Source organism: Pseudomonas sp. NFX5 (assembly GCF_049132125.1).
Taxonomy (GTDB): domain Bacteria; phylum Pseudomonadota; class Gammaproteobacteria; order Pseudomonadales; family Pseudomonadaceae; genus Aquipseudomonas; species Aquipseudomonas marginalis.
Window position 1 is genome coordinate 25,088 of the sequence record NZ_JAFMZG010000031.1, and the last position, 26,096, is coordinate 51,183.

The 26,096-nt window shown below is 60.4% G+C and carries 23 protein-coding genes; 8 read left to right on the forward strand and 15 right to left on the reverse strand.

The window, feature by feature from the left end; translation table 11 throughout:
* Nucleotides 1-15: 15 nt before the first annotated feature.
* The 6 genes from J1N02_RS20625 to J1N02_RS20650 form a co-directional block, all read right to left on the reverse strand.
* Nucleotides 16-312: a DUF2282 domain-containing protein gene (locus J1N02_RS20625; protein ID WP_092356485.1), complete on the reverse strand. Its 297-nt coding sequence runs from the start codon at nt 310-312 to the stop codon at nt 16-18.
* A gap of 175 nt (nt 313-487) precedes the next feature.
* Entirely contained in the window at nt 488-1,189 is a 702-nt protein-coding gene (locus J1N02_RS20630; protein ID WP_017844798.1) for an ABC transporter ATP-binding protein, read from the reverse strand.
* A gap of 1 nt (nt 1,190) precedes the next feature.
* Complete coding sequence (gene livG / locus J1N02_RS20635) at nt 1,191-1,958, reverse strand: high-affinity branched-chain amino acid ABC transporter ATP-binding protein LivG (RefSeq protein ID WP_027604424.1); 768 nt, start codon at nt 1,956-1,958, stop codon at nt 1,191-1,193.
* The gene (locus tag J1N02_RS20640) at nt 1,955-3,208 is read right to left on the reverse strand and encodes a high-affinity branched-chain amino acid ABC transporter permease LivM (RefSeq protein WP_027604423.1); all 1,254 of its coding nucleotides are present in this window, start codon (nt 3,206-3,208) and stop codon (nt 1,955-1,957) included. Before J1N02_RS20640 ends, livG begins: the two co-directional genes overlap by 4 nt.
* Nucleotides 3,205-4,128, reverse strand: coding sequence for a high-affinity branched-chain amino acid ABC transporter permease LivH (gene livH, locus J1N02_RS20645; RefSeq protein WP_003172375.1), 924 nt, complete (start codon nt 4,126-4,128; stop codon nt 3,205-3,207). The genes J1N02_RS20640 and livH overlap by 4 nt, the downstream gene beginning before the upstream one ends.
* Before the next feature lie 229 nt (nt 4,129-4,357).
* Nucleotides 4,358-5,485 (reverse strand): branched-chain amino acid ABC transporter substrate-binding protein, encoded by a 1,128-nt coding sequence (locus tag J1N02_RS20650; protein WP_027604422.1) that lies wholly within the window; start codon nt 5,483-5,485, stop codon nt 4,358-4,360.
* 342 nt (nt 5,486-5,827) lie between these two features.
* On the opposite strand from J1N02_RS20650, the gene J1N02_RS20655 reads away from it, so the two are divergent.
* Nucleotides 5,828-6,130: a DUF2288 domain-containing protein gene (locus J1N02_RS20655; RefSeq protein ID WP_027604421.1), complete on the forward strand. Its 303-nt coding sequence runs from the start codon at nt 5,828-5,830 to the stop codon at nt 6,128-6,130.
* A 260-nt stretch (nt 6,131-6,390) separates the two neighbouring features.
* Nucleotides 6,391-7,482, forward strand: a complete 1,092-nt coding sequence (locus J1N02_RS20660) for a hypothetical protein (protein WP_098480251.1) — start codon at nt 6,391-6,393, stop codon at nt 7,480-7,482.
* Nucleotides 7,483-7,518: 36 nt separating this feature from the next.
* Here J1N02_RS20660 and J1N02_RS20665 read toward each other — a convergent pair whose 3' ends face one another.
* From J1N02_RS20665 to J1N02_RS20675, 3 genes are all read right to left on the reverse strand, one after another.
* Complete coding sequence (locus J1N02_RS20665; protein WP_027604419.1) at nt 7,519-9,696, reverse strand: hypothetical protein; 2,178 nt, start codon at nt 9,694-9,696, stop codon at nt 7,519-7,521.
* 202 nt (nt 9,697-9,898) lie between these two features.
* Nucleotides 9,899-12,163, reverse strand: coding sequence for a putative bifunctional diguanylate cyclase/phosphodiesterase (locus J1N02_RS20670; RefSeq protein WP_092356488.1), 2,265 nt, complete (start codon nt 12,161-12,163; stop codon nt 9,899-9,901).
* 138 nt (nt 12,164-12,301) lie between these two features.
* The gene (locus tag J1N02_RS20675) at nt 12,302-12,667 is read right to left on the reverse strand and encodes a YkgJ family cysteine cluster protein (protein ID WP_027604417.1); all 366 of its coding nucleotides are present in this window, start codon (nt 12,665-12,667) and stop codon (nt 12,302-12,304) included.
* Nucleotides 12,668-12,918: 251 nt separating this feature from the next.
* Between J1N02_RS20675 and J1N02_RS20680 the strand changes: the two genes are divergently transcribed.
* Nucleotides 12,919-14,265 (forward strand): spinster family MFS transporter, encoded by a 1,347-nt coding sequence (locus J1N02_RS20680; RefSeq protein ID WP_421147676.1) that lies wholly within the window; start codon nt 12,919-12,921, stop codon nt 14,263-14,265.
* A 179-nt stretch (nt 14,266-14,444) separates the two neighbouring features.
* Here J1N02_RS20680 and rapA read toward each other — a convergent pair whose 3' ends face one another.
* Nucleotides 14,445-17,291, reverse strand: coding sequence for an RNA polymerase-associated protein RapA (gene rapA / locus J1N02_RS20685; RefSeq protein WP_027604415.1), 2,847 nt, complete (start codon nt 17,289-17,291; stop codon nt 14,445-14,447).
* 218 nt (nt 17,292-17,509) lie between these two features.
* On the opposite strand from rapA, the gene J1N02_RS20690 reads away from it, so the two are divergent.
* Complete coding sequence (locus J1N02_RS20690; RefSeq protein ID WP_027604414.1) at nt 17,510-17,851, forward strand: hypothetical protein; 342 nt, start codon at nt 17,510-17,512, stop codon at nt 17,849-17,851.
* Here J1N02_RS20690 and J1N02_RS20695 read toward each other — a convergent pair.
* The 3 genes from J1N02_RS20695 to J1N02_RS20705 all read right to left on the reverse strand — a co-directional run bounded on the left by J1N02_RS20695 (nt 17,848) and on the right by J1N02_RS20705 (nt 20,460).
* Nucleotides 17,848-19,029: an aminotransferase class V-fold PLP-dependent enzyme gene (locus J1N02_RS20695; RefSeq protein ID WP_092356494.1), complete on the reverse strand. Its 1,182-nt coding sequence runs from the start codon at nt 19,027-19,029 to the stop codon at nt 17,848-17,850. The genes J1N02_RS20690 and J1N02_RS20695 overlap by 4 nt on opposite strands.
* Nucleotides 19,026-19,496 carry a RidA family protein gene (locus J1N02_RS20700; RefSeq protein ID WP_027604412.1) on the reverse strand — a complete coding sequence of 157 codons (471 nt, stop codon included), beginning with the start codon at nt 19,494-19,496 and terminating at the stop codon, nt 19,026-19,028. Before J1N02_RS20700 ends, J1N02_RS20695 begins: the two co-directional genes overlap by 4 nt.
* Before the next feature lie 91 nt (nt 19,497-19,587).
* Entirely contained in the window at nt 19,588-20,460 is an 873-nt protein-coding gene (locus tag J1N02_RS20705; RefSeq protein WP_092356497.1) for a LysR substrate-binding domain-containing protein, read from the reverse strand.
* Nucleotides 20,461-20,560: 100 nt separating this feature from the next.
* Between J1N02_RS20705 and J1N02_RS20710 the strand changes: the two genes are divergently transcribed.
* Both J1N02_RS20710 and ccoM read left to right on the forward strand, forming a co-directional pair.
* Nucleotides 20,561-20,755, forward strand: coding sequence for a hypothetical protein (locus tag J1N02_RS20710; protein ID WP_131697188.1), 195 nt, complete (start codon nt 20,561-20,563; stop codon nt 20,753-20,755).
* 143 nt (nt 20,756-20,898) lie between these two features.
* Complete coding sequence (gene ccoM / locus J1N02_RS20715) at nt 20,899-21,015, forward strand: cytochrome c oxidase subunit CcoM (protein ID WP_017530457.1); 117 nt, start codon at nt 20,899-20,901, stop codon at nt 21,013-21,015.
* 137 nt (nt 21,016-21,152) lie between these two features.
* Here ccoM and J1N02_RS20720 read toward each other — a convergent pair whose 3' ends face one another.
* Both J1N02_RS20720 and J1N02_RS20725 read right to left on the reverse strand, forming a co-directional pair.
* Nucleotides 21,153-22,628 (reverse strand): inorganic phosphate transporter, encoded by a 1,476-nt coding sequence (locus J1N02_RS20720; RefSeq protein WP_027604410.1) that lies wholly within the window; start codon nt 22,626-22,628, stop codon nt 21,153-21,155.
* A gap of 312 nt (nt 22,629-22,940) precedes the next feature.
* Nucleotides 22,941-23,141 (reverse strand): hypothetical protein, encoded by a 201-nt coding sequence (locus tag J1N02_RS20725; RefSeq protein ID WP_003172389.1) that lies wholly within the window; start codon nt 23,139-23,141, stop codon nt 22,941-22,943.
* Nucleotides 23,142-23,693: 552 nt separating this feature from the next.
* Here J1N02_RS20725 and pcaR point away from each other — a divergent pair.
* Together pcaR and J1N02_RS20735 are read left to right on the forward strand one after the other, a co-directional pair.
* Nucleotides 23,694-24,536 carry a pca regulon transcriptional regulator PcaR gene (pcaR, locus tag J1N02_RS20730; RefSeq protein WP_025855315.1) on the forward strand — a complete coding sequence of 281 codons (843 nt, stop codon included), beginning with the start codon at nt 23,694-23,696 and terminating at the stop codon, nt 24,534-24,536.
* Nucleotides 24,537-24,681: 145 nt separating this feature from the next.
* Nucleotides 24,682-26,022, forward strand: a complete 1,341-nt coding sequence (locus J1N02_RS20735; protein WP_027604409.1) for an MFS transporter — start codon at nt 24,682-24,684, stop codon at nt 26,020-26,022.
* Nucleotides 26,023-26,096: the final 74 nt, after the last annotated feature.

Genomic DNA, 26,096 nt, shown 5'->3' on the forward strand with positions numbered 1-26,096 from the left:
CAGGCCAGGCAGGGGTCAGGACTTGGCGGTGAAGGCGGCTTCCTGGCCGAAGCCGGTCGGCGAGGTGGAGCTTGGGGTTTGGGTGCAGGTGCCGGCCGGTACCAGTTTCCAGGCGTTGGCCTGATCCTTGGTCTTCGAGGTGCCGGCGCAGGACGTGCCGGCACCGGCGGCGCAATCGTTCTTGCCGGCTTCAGCGACGCCGAAGCACTTCTGCATGTCGTCGGCAGCGTGGGCGCTGGTGGTCAGGGCGGATAGGCTCAAGGCCGAACTCAGGGCGAGGACGAGGGAAGCGGCAGACAGTTTGGTGGTCATGGTGGATCTCCAGCAGTAGGTTGAGGAGCGGGCTTGAATGCCTGCTTGCACCACTAGAGGCGGGAGGGGGGTGTTCGTTACAAGGCCAGACGAAATAATTTCAAACAATGCAAAAAAATGTGGGAGGGAGCTTGCTCCCTCCCACATGAGACCCGGCTTATCCAGCCACCGTCTCTTAGCCGCCCAGGTACGCCTCACGCACCTTCGGATCGGTCAGCAGCTGCTCGCCAGTGCCCTGCATCACCACCCGGCCGTTTTCCAGCACGTAGGCGCGGTCAGCGATTTTCAGCGCCTGGTTGGCGTTCTGCTCCACCAGGAACACCGTTACACCGTCCTTGCGCAGTTGTTCGATGATGTCGAAGATCTGCTGGATGATGATCGGTGCCAGGCCCAGGGAGGGTTCGTCCAACAGCAACAGCTTGGGCTTGCTCATCAGCGCCCGGCCGATGGCGAGCATTTGCTGCTCGCCGCCGGACATGGTGCCGCCGCGCTGGCTGAAGCGCTCCTTGAGGCGAGGGAACAGGTGCAGCACCTTGTCCATCTGCTCCTGGTAGTCGCCCTTGTCGGTGAAGAACCCGCCCATGGCCAGGTTTTCTTCCACGGTCAGGCGCGAGAACACCCGCCGGCCTTCCGGCACCACGGCAATGCTCTTGCGCATGATGTGCGACGACTGCTGGCCCACCAGCTCTTCACCCATGTAGCGGATGCTGCCGCTGTGGGCCTGCGGCGAGCCGCACAAGGTCATCAGCAAGGTCGACTTGCCGGCGCCGTTGGCGCCGATCAGCGTGACGATCTCACCCTGGCGCACTTCGACGTTGACGCTGTGCAAGGCCTGGATCTTGCCGTAGAAAGTGGAAACGTTTTCGAATTGCAGCATTTTACGCTTCCCCCAGATAGGCTTTGATCACTTCAGGATTGTCGCGGATCTGCTCCGGCGTCCCGTCCGCCAGCGGCGTGCCCTGGTTGATCACCACGATATGGTCGGAAATGCTCATGACCAGTTTCATGTCGTGTTCGATCAACAGCACCGTGGCGTTGTTTTCCTCACGCAACACGCCGATCAGCGCCTTGAGGTCTTCGGTTTCCTTGGGGTTCAGGCCGGCGGCCGGTTCGTCGAGCATCAGGATCCGCGGACGGGTCATCATGCAGCGAGCGATTTCCAGGCGACGTTGCTGACCATAGGCCAGGGTGCCGGCGGGGCGGTTGGCGAACTCGGTGAGGTTGACCTTGTCCAGCCAGTACGCAGCGTATTCCATGGCCTCGCGCTCGCTCTTGCGGAACGCCGGGGTCTTGAACAGGCCCGCAAAGAAGTTGGTGTTCAGGTGACGGTGCTGGGCGATCAACAGGTTCTCGACCGCCGTCATGTCCTTGAACAGCCGTACGTTCTGGAAGGTGCGCACCACGCCCTTGCGGGCAATCTCGTGGCCGGCCAGGCCCTGGATCGGCTGGCCGTCCAGCAGGATGCTGCCGCCACTCGGCTTGTAGAAACCGGTGAGGCAGTTGAACACCGTGGTCTTGCCGGCGCCGTTGGGGCCGATCAGCGCAACCACCTGTTTCTCTTTCACGGTCAGGGCGACGCCGTTGACCGCCAGCAAGCCGCCGAAGCGCATGCTCAAGTTTTCGACTTTCAGGATCTCGCGGCTCATTTGCGCAGCTCCATGTGTGGACGTTGCATGGGCAGCAGGCCTTGAGGTCGCCAGATCATCATCAGCACCATCATGGCGCCGAACATCAACATGCGGTATTCGCTGAACTCACGCATCATTTCCGGCAGCAGGATCATCACGATCGCCGCCAGGATCACGCCCAGCTGCGAGCCCATGCCACCCAACACGACGATGGCGAGGATGATCGCCGACTCGATGAAGGTGAACGACTCCGGGGTCACCAGGCCTTGGCGCGCGGCGAAGAAGCTGCCGGCAAAACCGGCGAACGCGGCACCCAGGGTGAAGGCGGAGAGCTTGATGATGGTCGGGTTCAGGCCCAGGGCACGGCAGGCGATTTCATCTTCGCGCAACGCTTCCCAGGCACGGCCGATCGGCATGCGCAGCAAGCGGTTGATCACGAACAGTGCCGCCAGCGCCAGCAACAGCGCCACCAGGTACAGGAACACCACTTTGCTCACCGGGTTGTAGTCGATCCCGAAGTACTCGTGGAACGTCTGCATGCCTTCGGCAGCGGTGCGGTCGAACGACAGCCCGAAGAACGTCGGCTTGGGGATGCTGCTGATGCCGTTGGGGCCACCGGTGATGTCGGTCAGGTTACGCAGGAACAGACGGATGATTTCCCCGAAGCCCAGGGTCACGATGGCCAGGTAGTCACCACGCAGGCGCAATACCGGGAAGCCCAGCAGGAAGCCGAACGTGGCCGCCGCCATGCCGGCCAGCGGCAGGCAGATCCAGAAGCTCCAGCCCAGGTAGTGCGACAGCAGCGCGTAGGTGTAGGCACCCACGGCGTAGAAGCCCACATAACCCAGGTCGAGCAGGCCGGCCAGGCCCACTACGATGTTCAGGCCCAGGCCCAGCAACACGTAGATCAGGATCAGGGTGGCAATGTCGACCGCACCGCGCGAGCCGAAGAACGGCCAGATCAACGCGGCCACGATCAGGCCGATGATGATGTAGCGCTGCGTGCGTGGCAGGGTCAGGAATTGGCTGACCTTGGGCGAGACCAGCGGGCCACGGTTGCGCTTGAACAGTGCGCCGACCTGCTGGGTGAACAGCACGCGCAGGAACATCAGCACCGAACACAGGGCGATGATGGTCAGCGTCACGGGGCCGGTGCCATGCACCTCCAGGTTGATGCCGACAATGCTCAGCTTGAGGCCGAGTACCGGGAAGGCCACCGCCCACACCAGCAAGGCGCTGAAAAACGCCGATTTAAGATATCTGCTCATACTTTCTCAACCTCCGGACGGCCCAGGATGCCGGTCGGACGGAACAACAGCACCAGAACCAACAGGCCGAACGCGACGACGTCCTTGTATTGGTCGCCGAAAATATCGGCACCAAACGCCTCGGCCACCCCCAGCACCAGGCCGCCGAGCATCGCGCCCGGAATACTGCCGATGCCGCCCAATACCGCTGCGGTAAAGGCCTTGAGGCCTACCAGGAACCCGGCGTTGGGGTTGATCACGCCGTACTGCATGCTCAGCAGTACGGCCGCGACGGCTGCCAGTGCGGCACCGATCACGAAGGTCAGGGCGATGATGTTGTTGGTATTGATGCCCAACAGGTTGGCCATCTTGATGTCTTCGGCGCAGGCCCGGCAGGCGCGCCCCAGACGGGAGCGGGAGATGAACAGGGTCAGGCCCAGCATGGCCACCAGGGTGACGACGAAGACCAGGATCTGCATGTAGGAAATCAACACTTCTTCCGCACCGCCCGGACCGAAGGAGAAGCTCCCCGGGATCAGGTTGGGGATGGATTTATCCTTGGAGTCCTGGGACAGCAATACGGTGTTCTGCAGGAAAATCGACATGCCGATGGCGGAAATCAGCGGGATCAAACGGTTGCTGCCACGCAAGGGACGGTAGGCAACGCGCTCGATACTGTAGCCATAGGCACTGGTTACGACGATCGACGCCAGGAACGCGGCGGTCATCAACAGCGGCAGGGAGTGGATACCCATCATGGCCAGCCCGGCAAGGGCAATGAAGGCCACGTAGGAACCAATCATGTATACCTCGCCATGGGCGAAGTTGATCATTCCAATGATGCCGTAAACCATTGTGTAGCCAATGGCTATCAAGGCATAGGTGCTGCCAATGGTCAGCCCATTAACCAGCTGTTGGAAAAAATGATAGATCTCAGGCATTACAGCGCTCCTAAAAACCCGATACGCATTTCACTGGTGGAGTCATGTTCCGGCCCCGTGCTGTGTTCTGTGAGCACATTTGCACAAAGCGTTTGCCAGCGAACCGCTGGTGACGGTTTTAAGATTTTCAGGTGAGCCAGCGCCCGGATCGCGGGTGACAGGCCCATAAACCTCGTAAAACAAAGCCCACTGCTCTCACAGTGGGCTTGTTGGACCAGTAACGCCTGGCTTACTGAGGGGAAACTTCGGTTTTTGGTTTGCCGAAGTGCCATTCGTAGACCACGAACTTGAAGTCCTTCAGGTCGCCCTTGGCGTCGAAGCTCAGCTCGCCGGTAGGGGTCTTGAAGGTGCCCGCGTGAATGGCTTCGGCCACTTTGGCGGTGTCTTCGCTCTTGGCGGCCTTGATGCCGCCGGCGATGACTTCAATGGCCGAGTAGGCCGGGAACACGAACGGACCGGTTGGGTCCTGCTTGTTCTTGGCGAACTCTTCAACGATGGCTTTGTTGGCCGGGTCGGTATCGAAGGATTTCGGCAGGGTTACCAGCAGGCCTTCGGAAGCGCCCTGGGCGATTTGCGAGATGGAGTCGTTGCCGACACCTTCAGGGCCCATGAACTTGGCGTTCAGGCCTTTTTCCTTGGCTTGGCGCAGGATCAGGCCCAGCTCCGGGTGGTAGCCGCCGTAGTAGACGAAATCGACGTTGGCTTGCTTGAGCTTCTGGATGATCGAGGAGAAGTCTTTGTCGCCGGCGTTCAGGCCTTCGAAGACGGCAACCTTGGTGCCTTTCTTCTCAAGGGTCTGTTTGACGGCGGTGGCGATACCTTCACCGTATTGCTGCTTGTCGTGCAGGACGGCAACGATTTTCGGCTTCACGTGGTCGGCGATGTAGTTGCCGGCCGCCGGGCCTTGGGCGCTGTCCAGGCCGATGGTGCGGAAGATCAGCTTGTAGCCACGGGCGGTGATTTCCGGGCTGGTGGCTGCCGGGGTAATCATGATCACGCCTTCGTCTTCATAGATGTCGGACGCAGGCTGAGTGGAGCTGGAGCAGAGGTGACCGACCACGAACTTGACGCCGTCGTTGACCACTTTGTTGGCCACGGCCACGGCTTGTTTAGGATCGCAGGCGTCGTCGTATTCCTTGGCTTCGAGCATCTTGCCGTCGACGCCGCCCTTGGCGTTGATGTCGGCGATGGCCTGCTTGGCACCCATGAATTGCATGTCGCCGTATTGCGTTACAGGACCAGTCTTTGGACCGGCGATGCCGATCTTGATGGTGTCGGCTGCGAACGAATGGCCGGCAACCCCAGCCAGGACCATAGCGGCAAACAGTTTGGAAATCTGCTTAGTAGCCTTATTCATAGTGCTCCACTCTTACTGTTGTATTTTTTATAGTTCTAGCGGCCTTGTGAGCTGCAGAACCGGATCGGATATCTCGGATATCCCCCCGGCAGTGCCCTGGCAACTGTACCGGTACAGTGTAGAGCGCCGGTTGATCGCTTGAAAAGCTGGCTGCCGGGGGCAAACCCCGGGGGTGTCGCTTAAATGAAAGAAAAAGACAGAATTGCGGCGGGGGTAATGCCTGACTCTCGCGCATTCCTTGGCTTTCCTGACACTTTCAATCGATAACGCATTTGCAACTGGGTTTTTCTGCCTGAAGCGTGACGTTATGATTGCGCCGATTTTTTCTTCAGGTGAACTCCCATGACGCAAGAACCTAGCACCCTCTATGCCAAGCTGCTCGGTGAAACCGCCGAAATCTCCTGGAAAGAGCTTGAACCGTTCTTTGCCAAAGGTGCCCTATTGTGGGTCGACCCAAGCCTGGATTTGATCGAAGCCGCCGAGGGAATGGCCGAGGACAATCGCGACAAAGTCGCTGCCTGGCTGGCTGCGGGCAGCCTTGGCGAAGTGTCTGCACCGCGGGCATTGGACCTGGTGGAGCGCGATCCGAGCTTGTGGGCGGTGGTGGTTTCGCCGTGGATACTGATCCAGGAAAGGGCGGCGTGATAAAGGGTTGCACTGAAAAGGTGCGTTATTTTCCGTTTTAAAAGTGTGTAGCTGAGTAACCGCTGTTGCCGTGATGGCATCTTGCCGTGAAGAAAGGTCACAGCGCTGGGTGACGCGCACGTCATGGGAACAGTTTTCTCGCCGTTGAATAGGCCGGAGAATTGTTTCTCAGTGTGAATAAAAGGGTGGTGCCTGTCAGATCGCGGCGTAGGAAACGGCGAATTCCGGTAAAGTTCGCCGCTTGTCACCCGGAGCTAGTCATGCCGTCAGCGCTGTCCCCCTTAGCGAAGCCTTCGCACCAACTGCTTTACCTTATCTACGGTCGCCAGGACGTTTATCGGCGCGAAGCCAAGTTCAGCATCCTCACCGCCCTGTCCCAACTCAAACCGGGCGAGTCGCTGTGCATCCGGGTCATGACCGATCGGCCTCAGGACTACATGGGCTGGCCGGTTGAAACCATCGCCCTGGACGAGCAGACCCTGGCCCAATGGCAGGGTGAAAACGGTTACCCTCATCGCCGCAAGGCCTGCGCGATCGCCCAAGGGCTTATGCGGGCGGACAAGACCCTCTTCGTTGACACCGACACGCTGTTCCTCAAGTCCCCCCATCGTGTGTTCGAACTGATAGAGCCGGGCCAGTATGTGATGGACGGCTTCGAATACGACTGGAGCTATGTCTGCAAGCGCCCTGACTATCTCAAGTTGGGCGAGCACCTGCAGGCCCATGGCATCTCTGCGGATAACAGCTTCAAGCTCTATAACAGTGGTCTGTGCGGCGTGCGTGCCAGCGATGCGCCGCTGCTCGAAGCCTCTATCCGCCTGATCGACGAGTGGACGCGGAACTCGTTCGATATTCACACCATCGAGCAAATCGCGATTTCCTTCGCGATGCGCGACCAAAAGGTGCGCGAGGCGCATAAATTCGTTCATCACTACTTCGCCGATAAGCGCTTCTTCCATGCCATGCAAGCGCACTTCTTCACCCTTCACGGTGAGGCATTCGGCCCCGAGCTGGTCGCGCGATGCAGGGATGTGCCGCGAGTCAAGCCGGTGCCCTCGCCCTGGCAGCGGCTGCGCATCAAGTGGAAGCTGCGCAATCAGCGCAAGCACCTGAAAAAGGTCGGTCGTGACTTGCTCTACGGCAGTTCGGCGCCTGCGCATCCGTACTACGACGTGTGCCGACACGGGTGGTGGGAATCGGCTTCGCGGGAGATTCGTGGCTGGGATGAGGCGGAGCAGAAGCGGTTCTTCGGCGCAAAAAATTCCGGCTGGCCGAAGCATTTGCCCCGGCCTGCAAGACGCGCCGACGAAAAGACCATCATCGCGTTCCTGCGCCAACGCATGACGCACTGAGGTTGCAACGGCGCCAGGCGGCGCCGTCACACTGGGCTAGGCGGTCTTGCCGGTGTGGTTATTCAACGAAATAACCTTGGTCTTGCCGATGCGGTGACGGTAGATCTCGCGCAAGTACTTGATCGCCTTCTTCACGCAATCCCGTGACAGGCGAATGTCATTGATCGACACGAACTTCTCTTTGTCGTTGATCAACTCGCGGTACTTCTTCTCATACATCGGCTTGATCGCGTACCAGTTGGTATCGAGGATCTTCGCCGGGTTTTCAAACTCGTTGAGCAACTCGTCGATGCGGTCTTCGTCGAAGTCCTCGTGGATGATGAAATCCAGGATCGAGTTGTCCAGGGTGTCGTCGAAGCGGTACGGGTTGCGTGCAAAGCAACGCTTGATAAAGGCCACGATCAGCGTTAGGAAGTCATCCGACAGGCACGGGCTCTTGGCGATCAGGGTGGTCAGCGACAGGTTGGCGGACGCGCCGATTACCAGGGCATAGCGCTTGAGGGTGGTGTTGGGGAACAGGCTGTTGAGGTGAGTCTTGAGCCGGTTCAGGTCCATGTAGGACAGCTTGTAGTCCTTGGGCAGCGAGACGATCGACACCACCGACGAGCAGTTCTTGAAAAAGTGCAGGTCATGCAGCGCCGCCGCATCGTAGCCGGAGTTCTTGTATTGCTCCAGGGACGCCTTGTAGCGCTTGGACTCGATCGGCAACAGGCTGATGCCTTCGATGGCCTGGGTGACCTTGTTGAAATGCGGCAGGTCGATGGAGCGGAAGAACAGGTCATCGATGTTCAGGCGCTGGGGCTCTTTCTCGAAGACTTTGAACTTGTCATTGGACGGCGCCGGGGTTTCCGGTACTACGGATTCGGCGTAGGCAATCGCCACCGGCCCGGCCAGGCTCATGAACAGGTCATTGGCGTCCAGGCGGATGGTTTCGCCGATGTCGATGCCGGCGCGACGGAAGTAGTTCTGGTCGTAGTCGGTGGTCACGGCCTGGGCGGTGAGGATGTTGAAGATCTGCTGGGAGATGTACTGGTTGGCGTGTTTTTCCATGGCATTGACGTCAATGTTCTGGATATTGCCGTCATCGCTCTCTTCGGCGTAGCGCATGATGTCGTTGGAGATCAGCATCATCGCGTTCCACGGCCGGATACGCCCCTTTACGCTGGCTTCGCTGCTGTCTTCATTGTCGAAGTTGTATGAGAAGTCCCATTCTTCCGACAGGTACTTGCACAGCAAGCGTCCGGCGTTGATGTGCAGCGCCTCGGACATTTCGCTGCGGTGGTCGGAGATGTTCGGCAGCACGCAAATACCGCTGGTGAAGATCGGTTCGAACACGAAGGCGTGGCCGCTTTTGCTGTCGTGCTCGTCGGCGGGCTTGGTGTCGAACGTCTTGTTCATGTACGAATGCTGCTGCGCCAGGCCGAATTCCGAGGCCATGCCCGAACCGGTACCGCCGCCGGCGCTGAAGATCGAGAAGTACAGGCGCGACTGGTTGGCCTTGATGCCGCAGGAGTCGATCAGGTACGAGTGGATCATCTTCCAGTCGGGGCTGGAAAAGCGCTGGGTGTCTTTGTTCAGGATGATCTTGGCCAGGTACTGGCCGAGGATCGGCGCGTTACCGGCGCCACCGGCATGGACTTCGGAGAGGTCCATGATTTTCATCTTGCTGTAGTCGCGCAGGAAGCCGCTTTTTTCGCCCTTGCGCGAGAAACGGATACGCCCGGCGATGTCCTTGTCCAGGTCGCCGAGCATCACCAGCGGTTCCACCAGGAACACCGGCTTGCTGGCCTTGCCGCCGCCCAGGCGCAGGTTGTTGCGAATCCACTGGGCCGGGCTGTAGCCCTTATCCAAGGATTTGTCTTCGGTGCTGAATTCGTTGAGGTAGAACTTGCGCGCGTTGTACACCAGCTCCGCCACGTCCAGCGCGATGTTCGAACCGCAGCGGCCCAGGCCGATCAGGCAGACCGAGGGGAATTCCTGCTCGCTGTGCTGCTCGCTGTCGCCTTCCAGGTGAGGCGGGCGCGGGAACACCATGTCGCGCAGGCCGTCGAGGTTATCGAGGATGCGGTCGGTATTGGTTTCGGTGAAGTACAGGTATTGCTGGGTGGCCAGCGGGCGGGCGGTGCTCAATGACTTTGAACCTGAGGGCTTGTCCGCAGGAGCTGGGAGCAACACATCGGATACCACGGTGGCTGGGTTATTTTTAGAAGTCATTGTGCGCCATGTGCCTGGGAGGATGGCTGAAAAGTATCAAATGGCCATCACGGAATGGGAGTTCGCGACTTTACAGTGCGTCCTTGTCCGGAACGCTCAGGCTGACCCTGTGTGCTCAGGAAAAACCTGGCCGGACTCTGATGGATCGGCCGTTTGTCGGCGATCTTTAGGTAAATGATGGCGAAATGCCAAAGATTGGACCTCAGCGAATGGGTCTGACGATGGAGTGGGGTACGGAGCGGCTCAAGGAGAGCTCTTTTTTCAGGGGCGTGTCCTTGGTTCCCGCCACGTTGGATGAGTTGAGCGGGTTGCGTCTGTCGATGCCCTGCATTGCACCCATTATTTCACTGGCGGGCACCGCCGGGCTCAACAGGTAGCCCTGGACGAAATCACAGCCATGGTTGAGCAGCAGATCGAATTGGGCCTGGGTTTCCACTCCTTCGGTCACCACTTGCAGGTGCAGGGTGTGAGCCATGCCGATAATCGCCTGGACGATCTCGATGTCGGCGGTCGACTTGGGAATGTCCTGGATAAACGAGCGGTCGATCTTCAGGGTGTTGAGCGGCAGGCGCTTGAGGTAGGCGAGTGAGGAGTAGCCGGTGCCAAAGTCGTCGATGGCCAGCGACACGCCCAGCGCGCGGATTTGCCGCAGCAGGGCCAGGGTGCTGCTGATATTGCCCATCAAGGCATTTTCGGTCACTTCCAGCTCCAGGCGGTTGGCGCCGATCCCGCTGAAGCGCAGCGCATCTTCGATCTCATCCGCCAGCTCATCGCGGGCCAGGTTCAGGGCCGAGCAATTCACTGTCATGGTCAGTTCGGTATAGCCTCGGTCGGAGAGCAGGCTCAAGTCATGACAGGCCTGGCGCAAGACCCAGTGGTCGAGTTCGGCGATCAGCCCGTTGCTTTCGGCAATTCCGATAAACCGGTCTGGGGTCAGCAGCCCCTGTTGCGGATGCTGCCAGCGCACCAGGGCCTCCAGGCGTGTCACTTTGCCCAGCTTCATGTCAAAGATCGGTTGGTAGAACAGTACCAACTGGTTCTGGGCGCGCAGGGCGCTGCGTAGCTCTTCTTCCAATTGCAGTTCGAGGAAGGCACGGGTCTTCAGGTTGGAGCTGAAGAAGTTCAGGCCATTGCGTCCCATGTCCTTGGACTGGTACAGCGCCAGGTCGGCATTTTTGAGCAGCTCTTCGCAGGTCAGGCCATCCTCCGGAAACAGGCTGATGCCGATGCTGGTGGTCATCACCATACGGCGGCCGGCGAGTTCGACCGGGTCCTTCATCTTCTGCATGATGCGCTGGGCCAGGTGTCGCGCTTCGTCGCGGTGGTGAACGCTGATCAGGATGCAGAACTCATCGCCGCCAAACCGTGCGACCACGTCCGCATGGCTGCGCACGGAGCCTTTGATATGGCTGGCGAGCACGCTGAGCAATTGATCCCCAGCGTCATGGCCGAGGCTGTCGTTGATGCGTTTGAAGTGATCGATATCGAGGAAAATAACCGCCATCATGCCGTTTGAAGCCGTTTTTTCGGCGATTTTTTCCGCAAAAATCTGATTGAAGCCGCGCCGATTAAGGAGGCCGGTCAGCGCATCGTAATGCGCCACCTGTTGCAGGGAGGCGCGGGCCTGGTCCAGTTCGCTGAGCAGCGCGTTGACCCGACGCAGGTCGCGCTCCTTGTGCTGCAGCTTCTTGTCCGCCAGCGCGGCGCTGATGCTGCTGCCGATCACCAGCAGGGTGATCACGGCGACCGACAGGCCCAGTTGGATAGGGTTATTGTTCAGTGGTAACGAGAGATCGGCGCCGGTGGGGACGATCAGTTGCATGGCGGCCATGCCGGTAAAGTGCATGCTGATAATGCCTGCGCCCAACATCAGGCTGGCGGCGTATTTGAGCAGTTGATGGAAGACGCCGGCGCCGGTACGCAGGTAGCTCGACAACAACAGAGCGGCCAGGCTGGCGCCAATGGCGATGCCCACCGAGGCGAGCAGCAGGCCCGACTCGAAATACGCCTGGGCCTGGGAACGCATGGCCGACATGCCGACGTAATGCATCAGGGCGATGCCGATGCCCATCCACAGCGATGCCAGCAGGTATTGGTTAAACCGCAGTCTGGTGTGACCGAGGGTTTGCATGGCGAACAACGAGGCGATCAGGGCGATGACCAGCGAGGCGAACGTCATGAGCAGGTCGTAGTGAATCGCGATGGGGGCCTGGAAGGCCAGCATGCTGATGAAATGAGTGGACCAGATACCCCCTGCCAGGCAACCGGCACCCAGCCAACGCCAATGGCGGCGAGCGGTAGGGTCTTCGACATGGCCAACCCGTTCGGCCATGTCCAGGGTGCCGAACCCCGCCGCACAGGCGACCAGATAGGCCAGCAGCACCAGAAAAGGGTTATGACTGCAGTTGAGTAATAAGTGCCCGTTCGCTGGGAGGTCGGTAAAAAAGTGCAGACCTAGCCATTCCATAGCATGTCCCGTCATAGCGTCACGTCACAGCCTACGGCAATGACCTATGAGGTCGAGTATAGAAGCCTCGCGGGATTTTCCAGCGATAATGGCACTTTGCTCGGAATGATTTTGGCATGCCGTGCATAGCAATTAGTGCTAAGCGCTGATGGGCAATTCCAACTCGAACGGTGCTTGTAACGGTGGCAGGCCGAACGCAGCACGGGCCGCGTCGCAATCGACATTCTGCTCGCCCTGGCTCCATGAAGCTTCGAATTCCCGGCAGGGGCTTGAGCGTTGCTCATAAATCGAGCAGCTCGTACCTTTGCCGACTTCGCCTTCAAGGCTGCAGCAGCGCGCGGGCTTCTGGTCGGTGCCGATCATTGCCACGCGGGTCGGGTTGATCTGCACCACCAGGTCATCAGGCACCGTACCCCCCGAGGAGGCGCACTCACCCCAGAAGAAAGACACACGAAAGTGTGAACAGCAGGCACCGCAACTCAGACACGGACTGGCTTCGGACATGGGCGTCATCGATAAGAAAAGTAGAGTGGGGTACTACTGGAAGGCTCGCCATTCTAATCGGGTCATGGCCGTTGGGAAGGGGGGCAGGCACTTATATTTTTGTCGGCAAAGTCCCGTGTTGTCGGGTGAAATCATGCCCTATCAGCTTTACGAATCATTACAGACAACCACGGCTCGCCTGACTATGTTGCAGGTACCGGGCGGGATGCATCGGGCATCGCAGCTCTCATAACAATAAAAGAGACGGACCCATGCAGAACTCGACCCAAGCGGCGAATGCCTGGCGCATTCTGTTCCTGCTGTTCCTCGCCAACCTGTTCAACTTCTTCGACCGCACCATTCCGGCGATCATCATCGAACCGATCCGTATGGAATGGCACCTGAGCGACTTCCAGCTCGGCATCATCGGCACCGCCTTCACCATCGTTTATGCCATTGCCGGCCTGCCGCTGGGGCGTCTGGCCGATACCGGCTCGCGCAGCAAACTGATGGGCTGGGGCCTGTTCGCGTGGAGCGGGCTGACAGCGGTCAACGGCCTGGTTGGCAGTTTCTGGACGTTTTTGCTGGTGCGCATGGGCATCGGTATCGGTGAAGCCAGCTATGCGCCGGCTGCCAACTCGCTGATTGGCGACCTGTTCCCGGCGCACCGCCGCGCCCGGGCCATGGGGATTTTCATGCTGGGCCTGCCTTTGGGCCTGTTGCTGGCGTTCTTCACCATCGGCTGGATGGTCAAGGCCTTCGACAGCTGGCGCGCGCCGTTCTTCATCGCCGCCGTGCCGGGGCTGATCCTTGCGGTGTTCATGTTCTATATCAAGGAACCCAAGCGCGGCGCCGCCGAAGCCGTACAAGTCTCCCAGGAGCGCGTCGATCGCCCGATTCGCCGCGTGCTGGCCGTGCCGACCTTCCTGTGGCTGGTGCTGGCCGGGTTGTGCTTCAACTTCGCCACCTATGCGTGCAACTCGTTCCTGGTGCCGATGCTGCAGCGCTATTTCCTCCTGCCACTGCAGGACGCGGCGGTCGCCACCGGCGTCATCGTCGGGTTGACCGGCCTGGTGGGCCTGACCTTGGGGGGCTGGATTGCCGACAAGATCCATCAACGCGTTGCCAATGGCCGACTGCTGTTTGCGGCGTGCAGCCTGATCATCTCCACCGTCACCACCGCCTGGGCCCTGCATGCCGGGCGCATCGAGATCGGCGTGTTTGTGGCGCTGTTCAGTGTGGGCTGGTTGTTTGCGTATAACTTCTACACCTGTGTGTACACGGCGATCCAGGACGTGGTCGAGCCGCGCCTGCGGGCCACGGCGATGGCGTTGTTCTTTGCCGGTTTGTACTTGCTGGGCGGGGGCATGGGGCCGATTGTGGTGGGCGGGTTGTCCGACCATTTTGCCCATGCGGCGATGTATGCGGCGGGGGCCGAGCAGATGACCGAGGCTTACAAGGCGGTGGGCTTGCATGACGCGATGTACCTGATTCCGGTGGCGCTGTTCTTGACCATGCTGTTCCTGTTCCAGGCGTCACGCAGTTTTGTGCGTGATGCCAAGCGGATGAAGGAGGGGTTGAAGGGGGTTGAGGTGCCGGCTGCGGCCGCGTTGGCTTGATTCTGCGGTGACGCCATCGGGGTGAGCCCCCTCCCACAGTAGACCGCGTTGTCATGTCGGTCACCGATCAATGTGGGAGGGGGCTTGCCCCGATAAGGCCCGCAATGCCAACACTGTTCTCAAGCGAATAAAAAAGGCCCGCAGTGCGCGGGCCTCTATTCAACAGGGCAGGGCGGTAATCAACCCGCTACCAACACCCGAATCGCCTCCAGTCGCAGCGCCGCCTTGTCGAGCATGGCCAGGCCTTGCTCACGTTGGTTGCGCAGGGCGACCAGCTCGCTGTCGCGAACGGTCGGGTTGACCGCTTGCAACGCGGTCAGGCGCGCCAGTTCTTCGTCGGTGTCTGCCGCCAGGCGACGCTTGGCTTCGGCCACACGTTCGGCGTGACGCGGCGTGATCTTCTCTTCACCGGCATTGATCCGCGGTGTGAGTTGATCGCGCTGGGCCTGCACGAACTTGTTGGCGCTGGCCCGAGGCACGCTTTCCAGCTGGTCGTTCAAGGTTTCGAACGAGACGCGGCCGGACAGGTCGTTGCCATTGGTGTCCAGCAGGCAGCGCAGTGCCGCCGGAGGCAGGTAACGGCCCAGTTGCAGCGCGCGGGGCGCGACCACTTCGCTGACGTAGAGCAGCTCCAGCAACACGGTGCCCGGCTTGAGCGCCTTGTTCTTGATCAGCGCCACGGCGGTGTTGCCCATGGAGCCGGACAGCACCAGGTCCATGCCGCCCTGCACCATTGGGTGTTCCCAGGTGATGAACTGCATGTCTTCACGGGACAGCGCCTGGTTACGGTCGTAGGTGATGGTCACGCCTTCGTCGTCGCCCAGGGGGAAGCTGGCGTCGAGCATCTTCTCGCTGGGCTTGAGGATCAGCGCGTTTTCCGAATGGTCTTCGCTGTCGATGCCAAAGGCGTCGAACAGGGTTTCCATGTAGATCGGCAGGGCGAACTGGTCGTCTTGCTCGAGGATGTCCTCCACCAGCGCATCACCTTCACCGGCGCCACCGGAGTTGAGCTCCAGCAGGCGGTCGCGGCCGGTGTGCAGTTCCTGCTCCAGGCGCTCGCGCTCGGCACGGGCCTCGTCGATCAGGGCTTGCCACTCGCTGTCGTCGGCGTTTTCCAGCAGCGGCAGCAGGCGCGGGCCGAACTGATGCTGCAAGGCGTTGCCGGTCGGGCAGGTGTTGAGGAACGCGTTCAAGGCTTCGTGGTACCACTGGAACAGGCGCTGTTGCGGGCTGGTTTCCAGGTAGGGCACGTGCAGTTCGATCACATGTTTCTGGCCGATCCGGTCCAGACGGCCGATCCGCTGTTCCAGCAGGTCGGGGTGGGATGGCAGGTCGAACAGCACCAGGTGGTGGGAGAACTGGAAGTTGCGGCCTTCACTGCCGATTTCCGAGCAGATCAGTACCTGGGCGCCGAATTCCTCATCGGCGAAGTAAGCGGCGGCGCGGTCACGCTCGAGGATGTTCATGCCCTCGTGGAATACCGTGGCCGGGATGCCGGAGCGCACGCGCAGGGCGTCTTCCAGGTCCATCGCGGTTTCGGCGTGGGCGCAGATCACCAGGACCTTGGTGCGCTTGAGCATTTTCAACTGGTCGATCAGCCATTCGACGCGCGGGTCGAAGCGCCACCAGCGGTTTTCTTCGTCGATGTCCGGTTGCGACTGGAAGCTGACTTCCGGGTACAGCTCGGCGTGTTCGCCCAGGGGCAACTCGAGGTATTCGTCCGGGTTCGGCAGCGGGTAGGCGTGCAGCTTACGCTCCGGGAAGCCCTGCACGGCGGCACGGGTGTTACGGAACAGCACGCGGCCGGTGCCGTGGCGGTCGAGCAGTTCACGCACCAGGCGCGCACTGGCTTCGGCGTCGCCATCGTTGACGGCGGTCAGCAGCGCTTCGCCTTCGTTGCCGAGGAAACCCTGGATGGTCTTGTGCGCGGCAGGCGACAGGCGGCCCTTGTCGAGCAACTCCTGCACGGCTTCGGCCACCGGGCGATAGTTCTCGCTTTCGGCACGGAAGGCGTGCAGGTCGTGGAAACGGTTCGGGTCCAGCAGGCGCAGGCGCGCGAAGTGGCTGTCCTGGCCCAGCTGTTCCGGAGTGGCGGTGAGCAGCAGCACGCCGGGAATCACTTCGGCAAGCTGCTCGACCAGCGCGTATTCCGGGCTGGCTTTGTCTTCATGCCAGACCAGGTGGTGGGCTTCGTCGACCACCATCAGGTCCCAGCCGGCGGCGAACAGTGCGTCCTGGGCCTTCTCATCGTCCACCAGCCACTCCAGCGCGACCAGGGCCAGTTGGGTGTCTTCGAACGGGTTGGCGGCATCGCTTTCGATAAAGCGTTCTTCATCGAACAGCGCCACTTGCAGGTTGAAGCGGCGGCGCATTTCCACCAGCCACTGGTGCTGCAGGTTTTCCGGTACCAGGATCAGGACTCGGCTGGCGCGGCCCGACAGCAGTTGGCGATGGATCACCAGGCCGGCTTCGATGGTCTTACCCAGGCCCACTTCGTCCGCCAGCAAGACCCGTGGTGCGATACGGTCAGCGACTTCACGGGCGATATGCAATTGGTGGGCAATAGGTTGCGCACGCACGCCACCCAGGCCCCACAGCGAGGATTGCAATTGGCGGCTGGTGTGTTCAAGGGTGTGATAGCGCAGCGAGAACCAGGCCAGCGGGTCGATCTGCCCGGCGAACAGACGGTCGCTGGCCAGGCGGAACTGGATAAAGTTGGAGAGCTGGGTTTCCGGCAGGGTGACCTGCTCGTTCTGCCCATTGAGGCCGTGGTAGACCAGCAGGCCGTCGACGTCGTCGACTTCCTGCACGGTCATTTTCCAGCCTTCGAAATGGGTGATGGAGTCACCCGGCGAGAACCTCACACGGGTGAGGGGCGCATTCCGTAGCGCATACTGGCGGGTGTCGCCAGTGGCCGGATAGAGCACGGTCAACAAGCGGCCGTCCTGTGCCAGAACGGTGCCTAACCCCAGCTCTGCTTCGCTGTCACTAATCCAGCGTTGCCCCGGTTGATACTGCTGCGCCATGCTGCCTGACTCCCGCCGTGAAAAAGCCGACTATGTTAACGGAACAAGGCCCCACGCCCAAGGACTCTGACAAAAACTACGCCGTTTGGTTGGCCGGGTGAGCACGCAATCGACGGGTGGCGGGCACTTGTGAGTGTCGACTGGGTCACAGGTTGGCAAACCTGCGCTCAAGTCGCCGCGCGGCCCGCCGACAGCCTGCTGACAGGAGAACAACTATCATGCTTCCACCTATGCTGCCCGTCAGCGTCGTACCGGTTACGTCGCAACTCGACCCGGTCCGTCAGAAACCCGATATTCCGCCCGTGGTTCCTGTGCAAGCGGGCTCCAACGAAAGCACCATCGACCTGAAAAAGGGCGATGCCGAGCAGTCGACCCTGTTGTTGCGTGAAGAGCAACGCCGCCAGCAGGAACAGCAGAAACGCCGGCGCGAAGCCGATGAAGACCCGGATCAGCACTTGGCGATCCCGGGCGACCTGCTCAATGCCGACAACACCGTACCGGTCGTGCCGCTGATCGAAGACGCGCCGCGCCAGGGTTTGTGGGTGGACGTCGAGGTTTAACCGCGCAGTTCCTCCAGAGCCGCGATCAGCAATTCGATGTCACGCTCGTTGTTGAAGGGGCTGACGGAGATCCGCGCAATGCTGGTCAGGCCACGGGCCTGCATATCCAACGGGGTGTAGGCCACACCGTTGGCGCCGATATTGATCCGTTTCAATCCCAATTGTCGCTTGAGTTCGAAGGCGTCCCAGCCGGCGAGGTTGAAGGCGATCAGGCCTGATTGAAGCGTGCCCAGGTCATGCAGCGACACGCCGGGAATCCCACGCAATGCTTCGCGGATTCGCCTGCTGGTGTGCGTGATGCGTTCCCATACACGCTCGATCCCCAATTGATTCATCTCCTGCAGCGCATTGCCCAGGCCCGCCAACAGGGCAAAGGACGCCTCACTGGTTTCAAAGCGTCGGGCGTCGTTGCGCAGGTCGAAACCGTCGGCGCTCCAGGGGGCGGAAAACACGTCGCGCTGGGCGGGGTTCAAGTGTGGGAGGAAATCCGGTCGTACATACAGCAGCGCTGTCCCCCGTGGCCCGCGCAGGTGCTTGCGCCCGGCCGCCTTGAGCACGTCGCACTGCAACGCCTGCACGTCCACCGGCACCTGGCCGACGGCTTGGCCGGCATCGATAAAGTAGGCAATGGCATGACGCCTGGCCACTTCGCCGATGGCCTGGGCGGGGTTGATCAGGCCGCCGTTGGCGGGGAGCCAGGTGAGGTCGATGAGTTTTACGCGTGAATCGATCATTGCTTCCAACGCCACGGGGCACACCGCGCCGGTGGCATCGCAGGGGATGACGTCCACCCGCGCGCCGGCTTGCACCGCCAACTGCATGCTCGCCAGGTTGCCGCCCCATTCGTGGCGCCCTACCAGAATGCGGTCGCCCGGCTGCCACGGGCCCAAGGCCTGGAACGCCATGCTCCAGGCGGTCGAGCCGCTGCTGGCAAAGGCAATCGATGGGGTGGGCGCGTTGAGCAACTGCGCGGCCGCGCGGCGGGCTTTTTCTACCAGCAACGCGCCATGCTCGCCGGCTTCCATCGGGCCGTCGCGGGCTTCGCGTTGTAGTTGGTCAATGATGGCGTCAAGGGTCGCCTGGCTCGGCAAGGAGGCACCGGCAGAGTTGAAGTGCACGATGCCCGATTGGCAGCCGGGAGTGCCCTCGCGCAGATGTTGCACGTGCAGCGGGCTCACGGCTGCAACTCGAAAATCCCGTCAACCTCCACCGCCACGCCGGCCGGCAGACTTGAAACGCCCACTGCCGTGCGCACATGCCGGCCTTTTTCGCCGAGGGCATTCACCAGCAGGTTGGACGCACCATTGGCCACGGCGCCCTGGTGCTGGAAGTCGCTGCTGCTGGCGATAAACACTCCCAGGCGCAGGATGCGCACCAGGCGCGACAGGTCATCGCCCAGGGCATCGCTCAATTGCGCGAGTAAGCCTAGTGCAGCCAGTTCCGCTGCCTGGATACCTTCTTCCTCGCTGAGGGATTCGCCCAGGCGGCCCACGTAGGCAGGCTTGCCGTCTATCAGCGGGATTTGCCCAGAGATAAACAGCTGGTTCTGGCTGACCACATGGTTGATGTAGTTGGCAATCGGTTGGCTGGGTGATGGCAGCGTCAGGCCGAGGGCTTGCACGCGGTGGCGGAGGGAGTCGCTCATGGTGAATCCTCTTGGGTCAGGAGGTTTCAGCATGTGGGGCAGGGGGGAGTGTCGACAAACGGATAGATCTCATCCGACGTATCGAAATAACTCACGTGTCGCGGCAGATGTCCTTCAACCACTCGCTGAAACACCGCGCGGCGTCGCTGGCAGGGCCTTGCGCTGCAATCAACCAGTAGCCTATTTCACTGTGATAGGGCGGCCAATCGAAGGCTTCTACCAGGCTGCCATCATCCAGCCTGCGTTGGATCAAGCGATGACGGCCCATGGCAATGCCCTGGCCGGCCACCGCAGCTTCGACCACGATGTTGTAGTCGTGGAGCATGACGCGCGGATGGTGCTTGAGGTCGACTTGATAATGCCCAGACCAGTCCGTCCACTCAAAAGGCCGGTGCGAAGTGGCCATCAACAGCGCACCGTTGTGCACTTGGCTGGCCTTGAATGCCGGGCTGCACACCGGAGAGATCACCTCCGGCATCAGTCGTGTGGCCTGTACGTCGGGCCAGTCGCCCTTGCCGTAGCGAATGGCCAGGTCGACTTCGGCCGCCGCGACGTTCGCCAGTTGAATCGCCGGCAGCAATTCCACCTGGATATGCGGATAGCGATTGAGAAAACCGGCCAGGCGCGGCGCCAACCACAAGGTGGCGAACGACGCCAGCAGGCCGACACGTAACACCGTGGCGCCGGGCACCACCCGTTGGGCGCGGGTCGCGACGGCAATGGCGTCCAGGGCGGGACGGATTTCGGCGTAGTACTGCTGGCCGTCTGCAGTCAGATCGATCGCGCGGGTGCGTCGGATAAACAGCGATTTACCCAGGTGCTGTTCGAGCTTTTGTACCTGATGGCTCAGGGCACTCTGGGTTACCGACAACTCCTGCGCGGCCTTGATAAAGCTCAAGTGCCGGGCCACGGCTTCAAAGGCGCGCAGGGCCAGCAGCGGCGGAAGATCCTTATGCAGTGCCACCTGGATGGGCCTCCTTGAGTGGTTGGAAAGTGCCGATTTTGGGCGTCGCTCGGCCTTTTGTCGCCGGTTGATTTGCCGTCGGGCGCAGGAGTCCGCATTATTGAGCCTTACTCGCCACGACGTAAGCCAAGCCATGAGTGATGACGACAAGCTGATCGACCTGAACGCCGAGCGCGCCAAGCGCGTGCATGACCTGAATGACAAGCGCCTGAATGAAGTGCGCCAGGCGTTCGAACAGGCGATGCCTTTAGGCAAAGCCAAGAAAAAATCAAAGAACAAACCCAAAAAGCGTTAAAACGGCCTGCATCTATTGATGCAGGTCAGTTACTGCCCTTCTTTACGCCCCGTCGCGGGCGACATTGATCCCCGTCAATTTTTCAATCCGCCTTCTCCATTAACTTAGCCCTATCGCAACAAGGCAAGTGCAGGAGGCCGGTCATGTTTATCGATAATGTGGTATTCGCCGGAGTGCTGACTGTAAGCCTCATGGTGCTGTTTTTTGTAGGGTTTGGATTTTTTATCTGGAAAGACGCGAACAAGCGTAAAAAACCTTAGGTCTTTCCGGGTTACATGAGCACGCAAGGCATTTTGGGCGACTTCGGTCGCCCTTTTTTTTTGGGTGTTCAATTCTGGTCCATAAAAAAAGGTGCGGTCCTCACAGAGGCCGCACCTTTTTTGTCAGCGCCTGGCGATCAGTTGCCCAGTGCCTTGGAGGCCAGCCAGAACAAGCCGGCCGAGAGGCCCACGGTCGCAGGCAGGGTCAACACCCAAGCCATCAGGATGGTCTTGACCGTGCCACCTTGCAGGCCGCTCTTGTTGGCGACCATGGTGCCCGCTACGCCGGAAGACAGGACGTGGGTGGTGGAGACCGGCAGGGCGAAGATATTGGCGAAGCCAATCATGGTGGCGGTGGTGATCTGTGCCGACATGCCCTGGGCATAGGTCATGCCCTGCTTGCCGATCTTCTCGCCGATCGTCAGTACCACACGCTTCCAGCCCACCATGGTGCCCAGGCCCAGGGCCAGTGCGACCGCGAGGATCACCCAGAACGGCGCGTACTCGGTGGTGGCGGTGAGGTCCTTGCGCAGTTTGTCGAGGTCGGACTTCTCACGCGCTTCCAGGCCCGGCAACTTGCCGACTTTTTTCGCGGTGTCGTCCAGGCACAGCAGGTAGCGGCGCACTTCGATGCGGTGATCGGCACTCAGGGAATGGTAATCGGAGACGCCTTTCAAGGTATCCAGCAAGGCATTGATGGTGGGTTCGGTCTGCTGCGGGTTGCAGCGGAACTTGCCCGGCAGGTCGTCTTTCACGCTTTTGCCCAGGGCCAGGAACTCACCCAGGGTCTCGTGGTTGCGCTGGTAGAACTGGTTAAGGTGCAGCGTGGCGTCGCGAGTACGCTCGATCTGGTAGGTGGTGCTGCCCAGGTCGAGTACGAACTGCGCCGGCACGATACCGATCAGCACCAGCATGATCAGGCCGATGCCTTTCTGGCCATCGTTGGAGCCGTGCACGAAACTCACGGCCATGGCCGAAATCACCAGGACCAGGCGGTTCCAGAACGGCGGGTGCTTCTTGTCGTCGAGCTTGCGGCGCTGGTCCGGGGTCTTGTGCATCTTCGACAGCGGGCGCCACCATTTCAGGCCGATCAGCACCAGGGCTGCGACCAGGAAGCCGGCCATCGGCGAGAACACCAGGGACGCGCCGATATCGACGGCCTTCTGCCAGTTCACACCGTCAGCCAGGGGGATGTCGTTGATCAGGGCATTGGCCAGGCCGACACCGAGGATCGAACCGATCAGGGTGTGGGAGCTGGAGGCGGGGATACCGAAGTACCAGGTGCCCAGGTTCCAGGTGATCGCCGCGGCTAACAACGAGAAGACCATCGCCAAGCCATGGCCGGTGTTCACATTGATCAGCAACTCCACGGGCAGCAGGTGCACGATGGCGTAGGCGACACCGACACCACCGAGCAACACGCCGAGGAAGTTGAACACCCCGGAGAAGAACACGGCCAGATGCGGCGGCATGGCTTTGGTATAGATGACTGTGGCCACCGCGTTAGCGGTGTCATGAAAGCCATTGATGAACTCGAAGGCGAGGACAAAGGCCAGGGCGAGCAACAGGCTCACGAGAACCCAAGCATCCAGTCCGCTGAATAAATCGATCATGAAGGTTTTCTGACCCGGTCGTAAGGGGGCGCGATTATGCCAGAAAACCTCGGTAATCGATGCACTAGCTGCTCATCGGTATCAATCTTCATCGAATCGCCAGGGGCAAAAGCTGGCGATCCCAGGGTTTTCGGGGCTTTGGCAAGTCTTTGATTTATAAAGCGCAGGGCTGAAAGGACAGGGTTTTGTCACCAAATCGTCATGCCTGAAACATTTGTATGAAATTTTACAGGCGATGGTGGGATTCAGGTCGGCTGGAGGATGGCTAAATGGCATCGCTGCAGGCAGGGCCCTGGACTCGATCCGAAGCGCTTATGGCTCTTCGGCCTTGAGTTCCTGTTCAATCTTTTGGATTTCCTGGGCAAATGCCTGGTCGAGCAGGCTGGCTCGCTTGCGCCATGGTTTGCGTTCAGGTTCAGGCTGGGCGGCGTAGGTGGTGACTTCCCCGCCGTAAACGTCCTTGTAACGTTGCTCCTGGCGCTCAAGTTCCGCGCGCAGTTCATCTTTCGTCACGTTGTTACCTAATTGAGTTGGGTGTAAGTACATTGCAGTGTTTGGCCTGAATGTCGCCCTCGGGTTGTTCCAACTTGAACCCACGAAGTGTTCAAGTTTGAATGAAAACGGGAGGCCACTGTTGGGCGGTCATTCCAGGCAGGTAGTTGCGATCGTCCATGCACGGCCTGTGCATGGTTTGGCGAGTTCCAGCCTCAATATGAAACCGGGCTCTCCTCCGCACAGGATGCATTATAGCGGCGCATTTGAATAACACTATCGGCATAAAGTTAAAAACCGTCAACTTTGTGTGAGTGTTTTGTTACGTCGACGCGTCAGTATTTGCTGAAATTCTGGCGTCATAAACTCAACAAGGAAACAAGCTATTAAATTAACGGCTTAACATCGCCGAGGACGTGGTTGATAGATCGCCCTCAGCGCTAAATTGCGATAATCGCATAGTTGTCCGATAATCGCCCAATGTTGCCGGGCCTGCCTTGTGCATCACGGCCGGCCCGGCTTGTAATAGCAGCCCAATCCCCTGCGGTTGACAATAAGAGAAAGGAACCTGGCATGAACGATCAATTGCGCAACTCTTTCGCGTCAGTGGCGCCGCCGATCGTTGCCTCGCCGGCCAAGCGTATCCAGGCGTTTACCGGTGACCCCGACTTCATGACCTCCCTGGCCCGCGGCCTGGCGGTGGTGCAGGCGTTCCAGGAGCGCAAGCGCCACCTGACCATCGCCCAGATCAGCCACCGCACCGAGATCCCCCGCGCCGCCGTACGCCGTTGCCTGCATACCTTGATCAAGCTCGGCTACGCCACCACCGATGGGCGCACCTATTCATTGCTGCCCAAAGTCCTGACCCTGGGGCATGCCTACCTGTCCTCCACGCCTTTGGCGGTATCGGCCCAGCCTTACCTGGACCGCATGAGCGAGCAACTGCACGAAGCCTGCAACATGGCCACCCTTGAAGGCGATGACATCCTCTACATTGCCCGTTCGGCCACCACCCAGCGCCTGATTTCGGTGGACCTGTCGGTGGGCGGACGGTTGCCGGCCTATTGCACCTCCATGGGCCGTATCCTGCTCGCGGCATTGGATGACGCTTCGCTGCAGGACTACCTCGACCATGCCGACCTGCAAACCAAGACCAGCCGCACCCTGACCACCCCTGAAGCCTTGTTCGAATGCCTGCAACAAGTGCGTCAGCAGGGCTGGTGCATTGTCGACCAGGAACTGGAACAGGGTCTGCGCTCCATCGCCGTGCCGGTGTATGACGCGTCCGGCCAGGTGCTGGCGGCGCTCAATGTCAGTACTCACGCTGGACGGGTCAGCCGCAGCGAACTGGAGCAGCGTTTCCTGCCGAGCATGCTCAGTGCCAGCCGTGAGTTGAGTGCGCAGTTGTTTGCCTAAGGTGTTCGGTGACCGCACAGATCCCCGCTTGATCAATTGACGATGTTTCCCCCGGCTTATTACTGTGCGGCAGCGCTCTTGAGGGCGCACCAATAATAATGACGGCCCCAGGCCGTTGGCCCGCCATCGGTGTGGAATAAGAATAATGAATCAACCTTCTGTCGGCACGACCCTGGACGTCCAGTCCTTCATCAACACCCAGCCACTGTCCCGTTACCAGTGGCGCGTGGTGATCCTGTGTTTCCTCATCGTTTTCCTCGATGGCCTCGACACCGCCGCCATGGGCTTTATCGCGCCCGCGCTGTCCCAGGACTGGGGCATTGACCGCGCCAGCCTTGGCCCGGTGATGAGCGCTGCGTTGATCGGCATGGTGTTCGGCGCCCTGGGTTCCGGACCGCTGGCTGACCGTTTCGGGCGCAAGGTTGTACTGGTGGGCGCGGTGCTGGTGTTTGGCGCCTTCAGCCTGGCCTCGGCCTACAGCAGCAACGTGGACCAATTGCTGGTGCTGCGTTTTCTCACCGGGCTGGGCCTGGGTGCCGGCATGCCGAACGCGACGACCCTGCTCTCCGAATACACCCCTGAACGCCACAAGTCGCTATTGGTGACCAGCATGTTCTGTGGTTTCAACCTGGGCATGGCTGGTGGCGGGTTTATCTCGGCCAAGCTGATCCCGGCGTTCGGCTGGCACGCCTTGTTGATGATCGGCGGCATCCTGCCGTTGATCCTGGTGGTGGTGCTGATGCTGTGGCTGCCGGAATCGGCGCGTTTCCTGGTGGTGCGTAATCGAGGTGTCGATAAGGTGCGCAAGACCCTGTCGCCCATCGAACCCTCTATTGTTGCCCAGGCCACCGCCTTCAGCGTGCCCGAACAAAAAACAGTCAAGGCGCGCAACGTGTTCGCGGTGATTTTCTCGGGCACCTACAGCGCCGGCACCTTGCTGCTGTGGCTCACGTACTTCATGGGCCTGGTGATCGTGTACCTGCTGACCAGTTGGCTGCCGACCCTGATGCGCGACAGCGGCGCCAGCATGGAGCAGGCCGCCTTCATCGGCGCGCTGTTCCAGTTTGGTGGCGTATTGAGCGCCGTCGGCGTGGGATGGGCGATGGACCGGTTCAACCCCCACAAGGTCATCGGCACCTTCTACCTGCTGGCCGGGGTGTTTGCCTACGCGGTGGGGCAAAGCCTGGGCAATATCACCCTATTGGCCACCTTGGTGCTGGTCGCCGGGATGTGCGTCAACGGTGCGCAATCGGCGATGCCATCCCTGGCCGCGCGCTTCTACCCGACCCAAGGCCGCGCCACCGGCGTGTCGTGGATGCTTGGCATCGGCCGTTTCGGCGCGATCCTCGGCGCGTGGATGGGTGCCACCTTGCTGGGCCTGGGCTGGAACTTCGAGCAGGTGCTCACCGCCCTGGTGATTCCGGCCGCTTTGGCCACGGCAGCCGTGGTGATCAAAGGCATGGTCAGCCATGCGGATGCGACCTGAGATTAATCGATAGCCTGCCAACAATCCGTTCGATAATCGAACGCTGAGTCGATTATCGGATTGTTTGGCCGATT

Coding starts and splice junctions, on each gene's coding strand:
- J1N02_RS20680 (WP_421147676.1), top strand. CDS start 12,919: ATGCAGAACTCGACCCAAGCGGCGAATGCCTGGCGCATTCTGTTCCTG.
- J1N02_RS20650 (WP_027604422.1), bottom strand. CDS start 5,485: ATGAATAAGGCTACTAAGCAGATTTCCAAACTGTTTGCCGCTATGGTC.
- J1N02_RS20670 (WP_092356488.1), bottom strand. CDS start 12,163: ATGGAATGGCTAGGTCTGCACTTTTTTACCGACCTCCCAGCGAACGGG.
- livG (WP_027604424.1), bottom strand. CDS start 1,958: ATGAGCCGCGAGATCCTGAAAGTCGAAAACTTGAGCATGCGCTTCGGC.
- J1N02_RS20675 (WP_027604417.1), bottom strand. CDS start 12,667: ATGTCCGAAGCCAGTCCGTGTCTGAGTTGCGGTGCCTGCTGTTCACAC.
- J1N02_RS20720 (WP_027604410.1), bottom strand. CDS start 22,628: ATGATCGATTTATTCAGCGGACTGGATGCTTGGGTTCTCGTGAGCCTG.
- J1N02_RS20665 (WP_027604419.1), bottom strand. CDS start 9,696: ATGACTTCTAAAAATAACCCAGCCACCGTGGTATCCGATGTGTTGCTC.
- J1N02_RS20660 (WP_098480251.1), top strand. CDS start 6,391: ATGCCGTCAGCGCTGTCCCCCTTAGCGAAGCCTTCGCACCAACTGCTT.
- pcaR (WP_025855315.1), top strand. CDS start 23,694: ATGAACGATCAATTGCGCAACTCTTTCGCGTCAGTGGCGCCGCCGATC.
- J1N02_RS20625 (WP_092356485.1), bottom strand. CDS start 312: ATGACCACCAAACTGTCTGCCGCTTCCCTCGTCCTCGCCCTGAGTTCG.
- J1N02_RS20690 (WP_027604414.1), top strand. CDS start 17,510: ATGCTTCCACCTATGCTGCCCGTCAGCGTCGTACCGGTTACGTCGCAA.
- J1N02_RS20735 (WP_027604409.1), top strand. CDS start 24,682: ATGAATCAACCTTCTGTCGGCACGACCCTGGACGTCCAGTCCTTCATC.
- livH (WP_003172375.1), bottom strand. CDS start 4,128: ATGCCTGAGATCTATCATTTTTTCCAACAGCTGGTTAATGGGCTGACC.
- rapA (WP_027604415.1), bottom strand. CDS start 17,291: ATGGCGCAGCAGTATCAACCGGGGCAACGCTGGATTAGTGACAGCGAA.
- ccoM (WP_017530457.1), top strand. CDS start 20,899: ATGTTTATCGATAATGTGGTATTCGCCGGAGTGCTGACTGTAAGCCTC.
- J1N02_RS20700 (WP_027604412.1), bottom strand. CDS start 19,496: ATGAGCGACTCCCTCCGCCACCGCGTGCAAGCCCTCGGCCTGACGCTG.
- J1N02_RS20630 (WP_017844798.1), bottom strand. CDS start 1,189: ATGCTGCAATTCGAAAACGTTTCCACTTTCTACGGCAAGATCCAGGCC.
- J1N02_RS20655 (WP_027604421.1), top strand. CDS start 5,828: ATGACGCAAGAACCTAGCACCCTCTATGCCAAGCTGCTCGGTGAAACC.
- J1N02_RS20640 (WP_027604423.1), bottom strand. CDS start 3,208: ATGAGCAGATATCTTAAATCGGCGTTTTTCAGCGCCTTGCTGGTGTGG.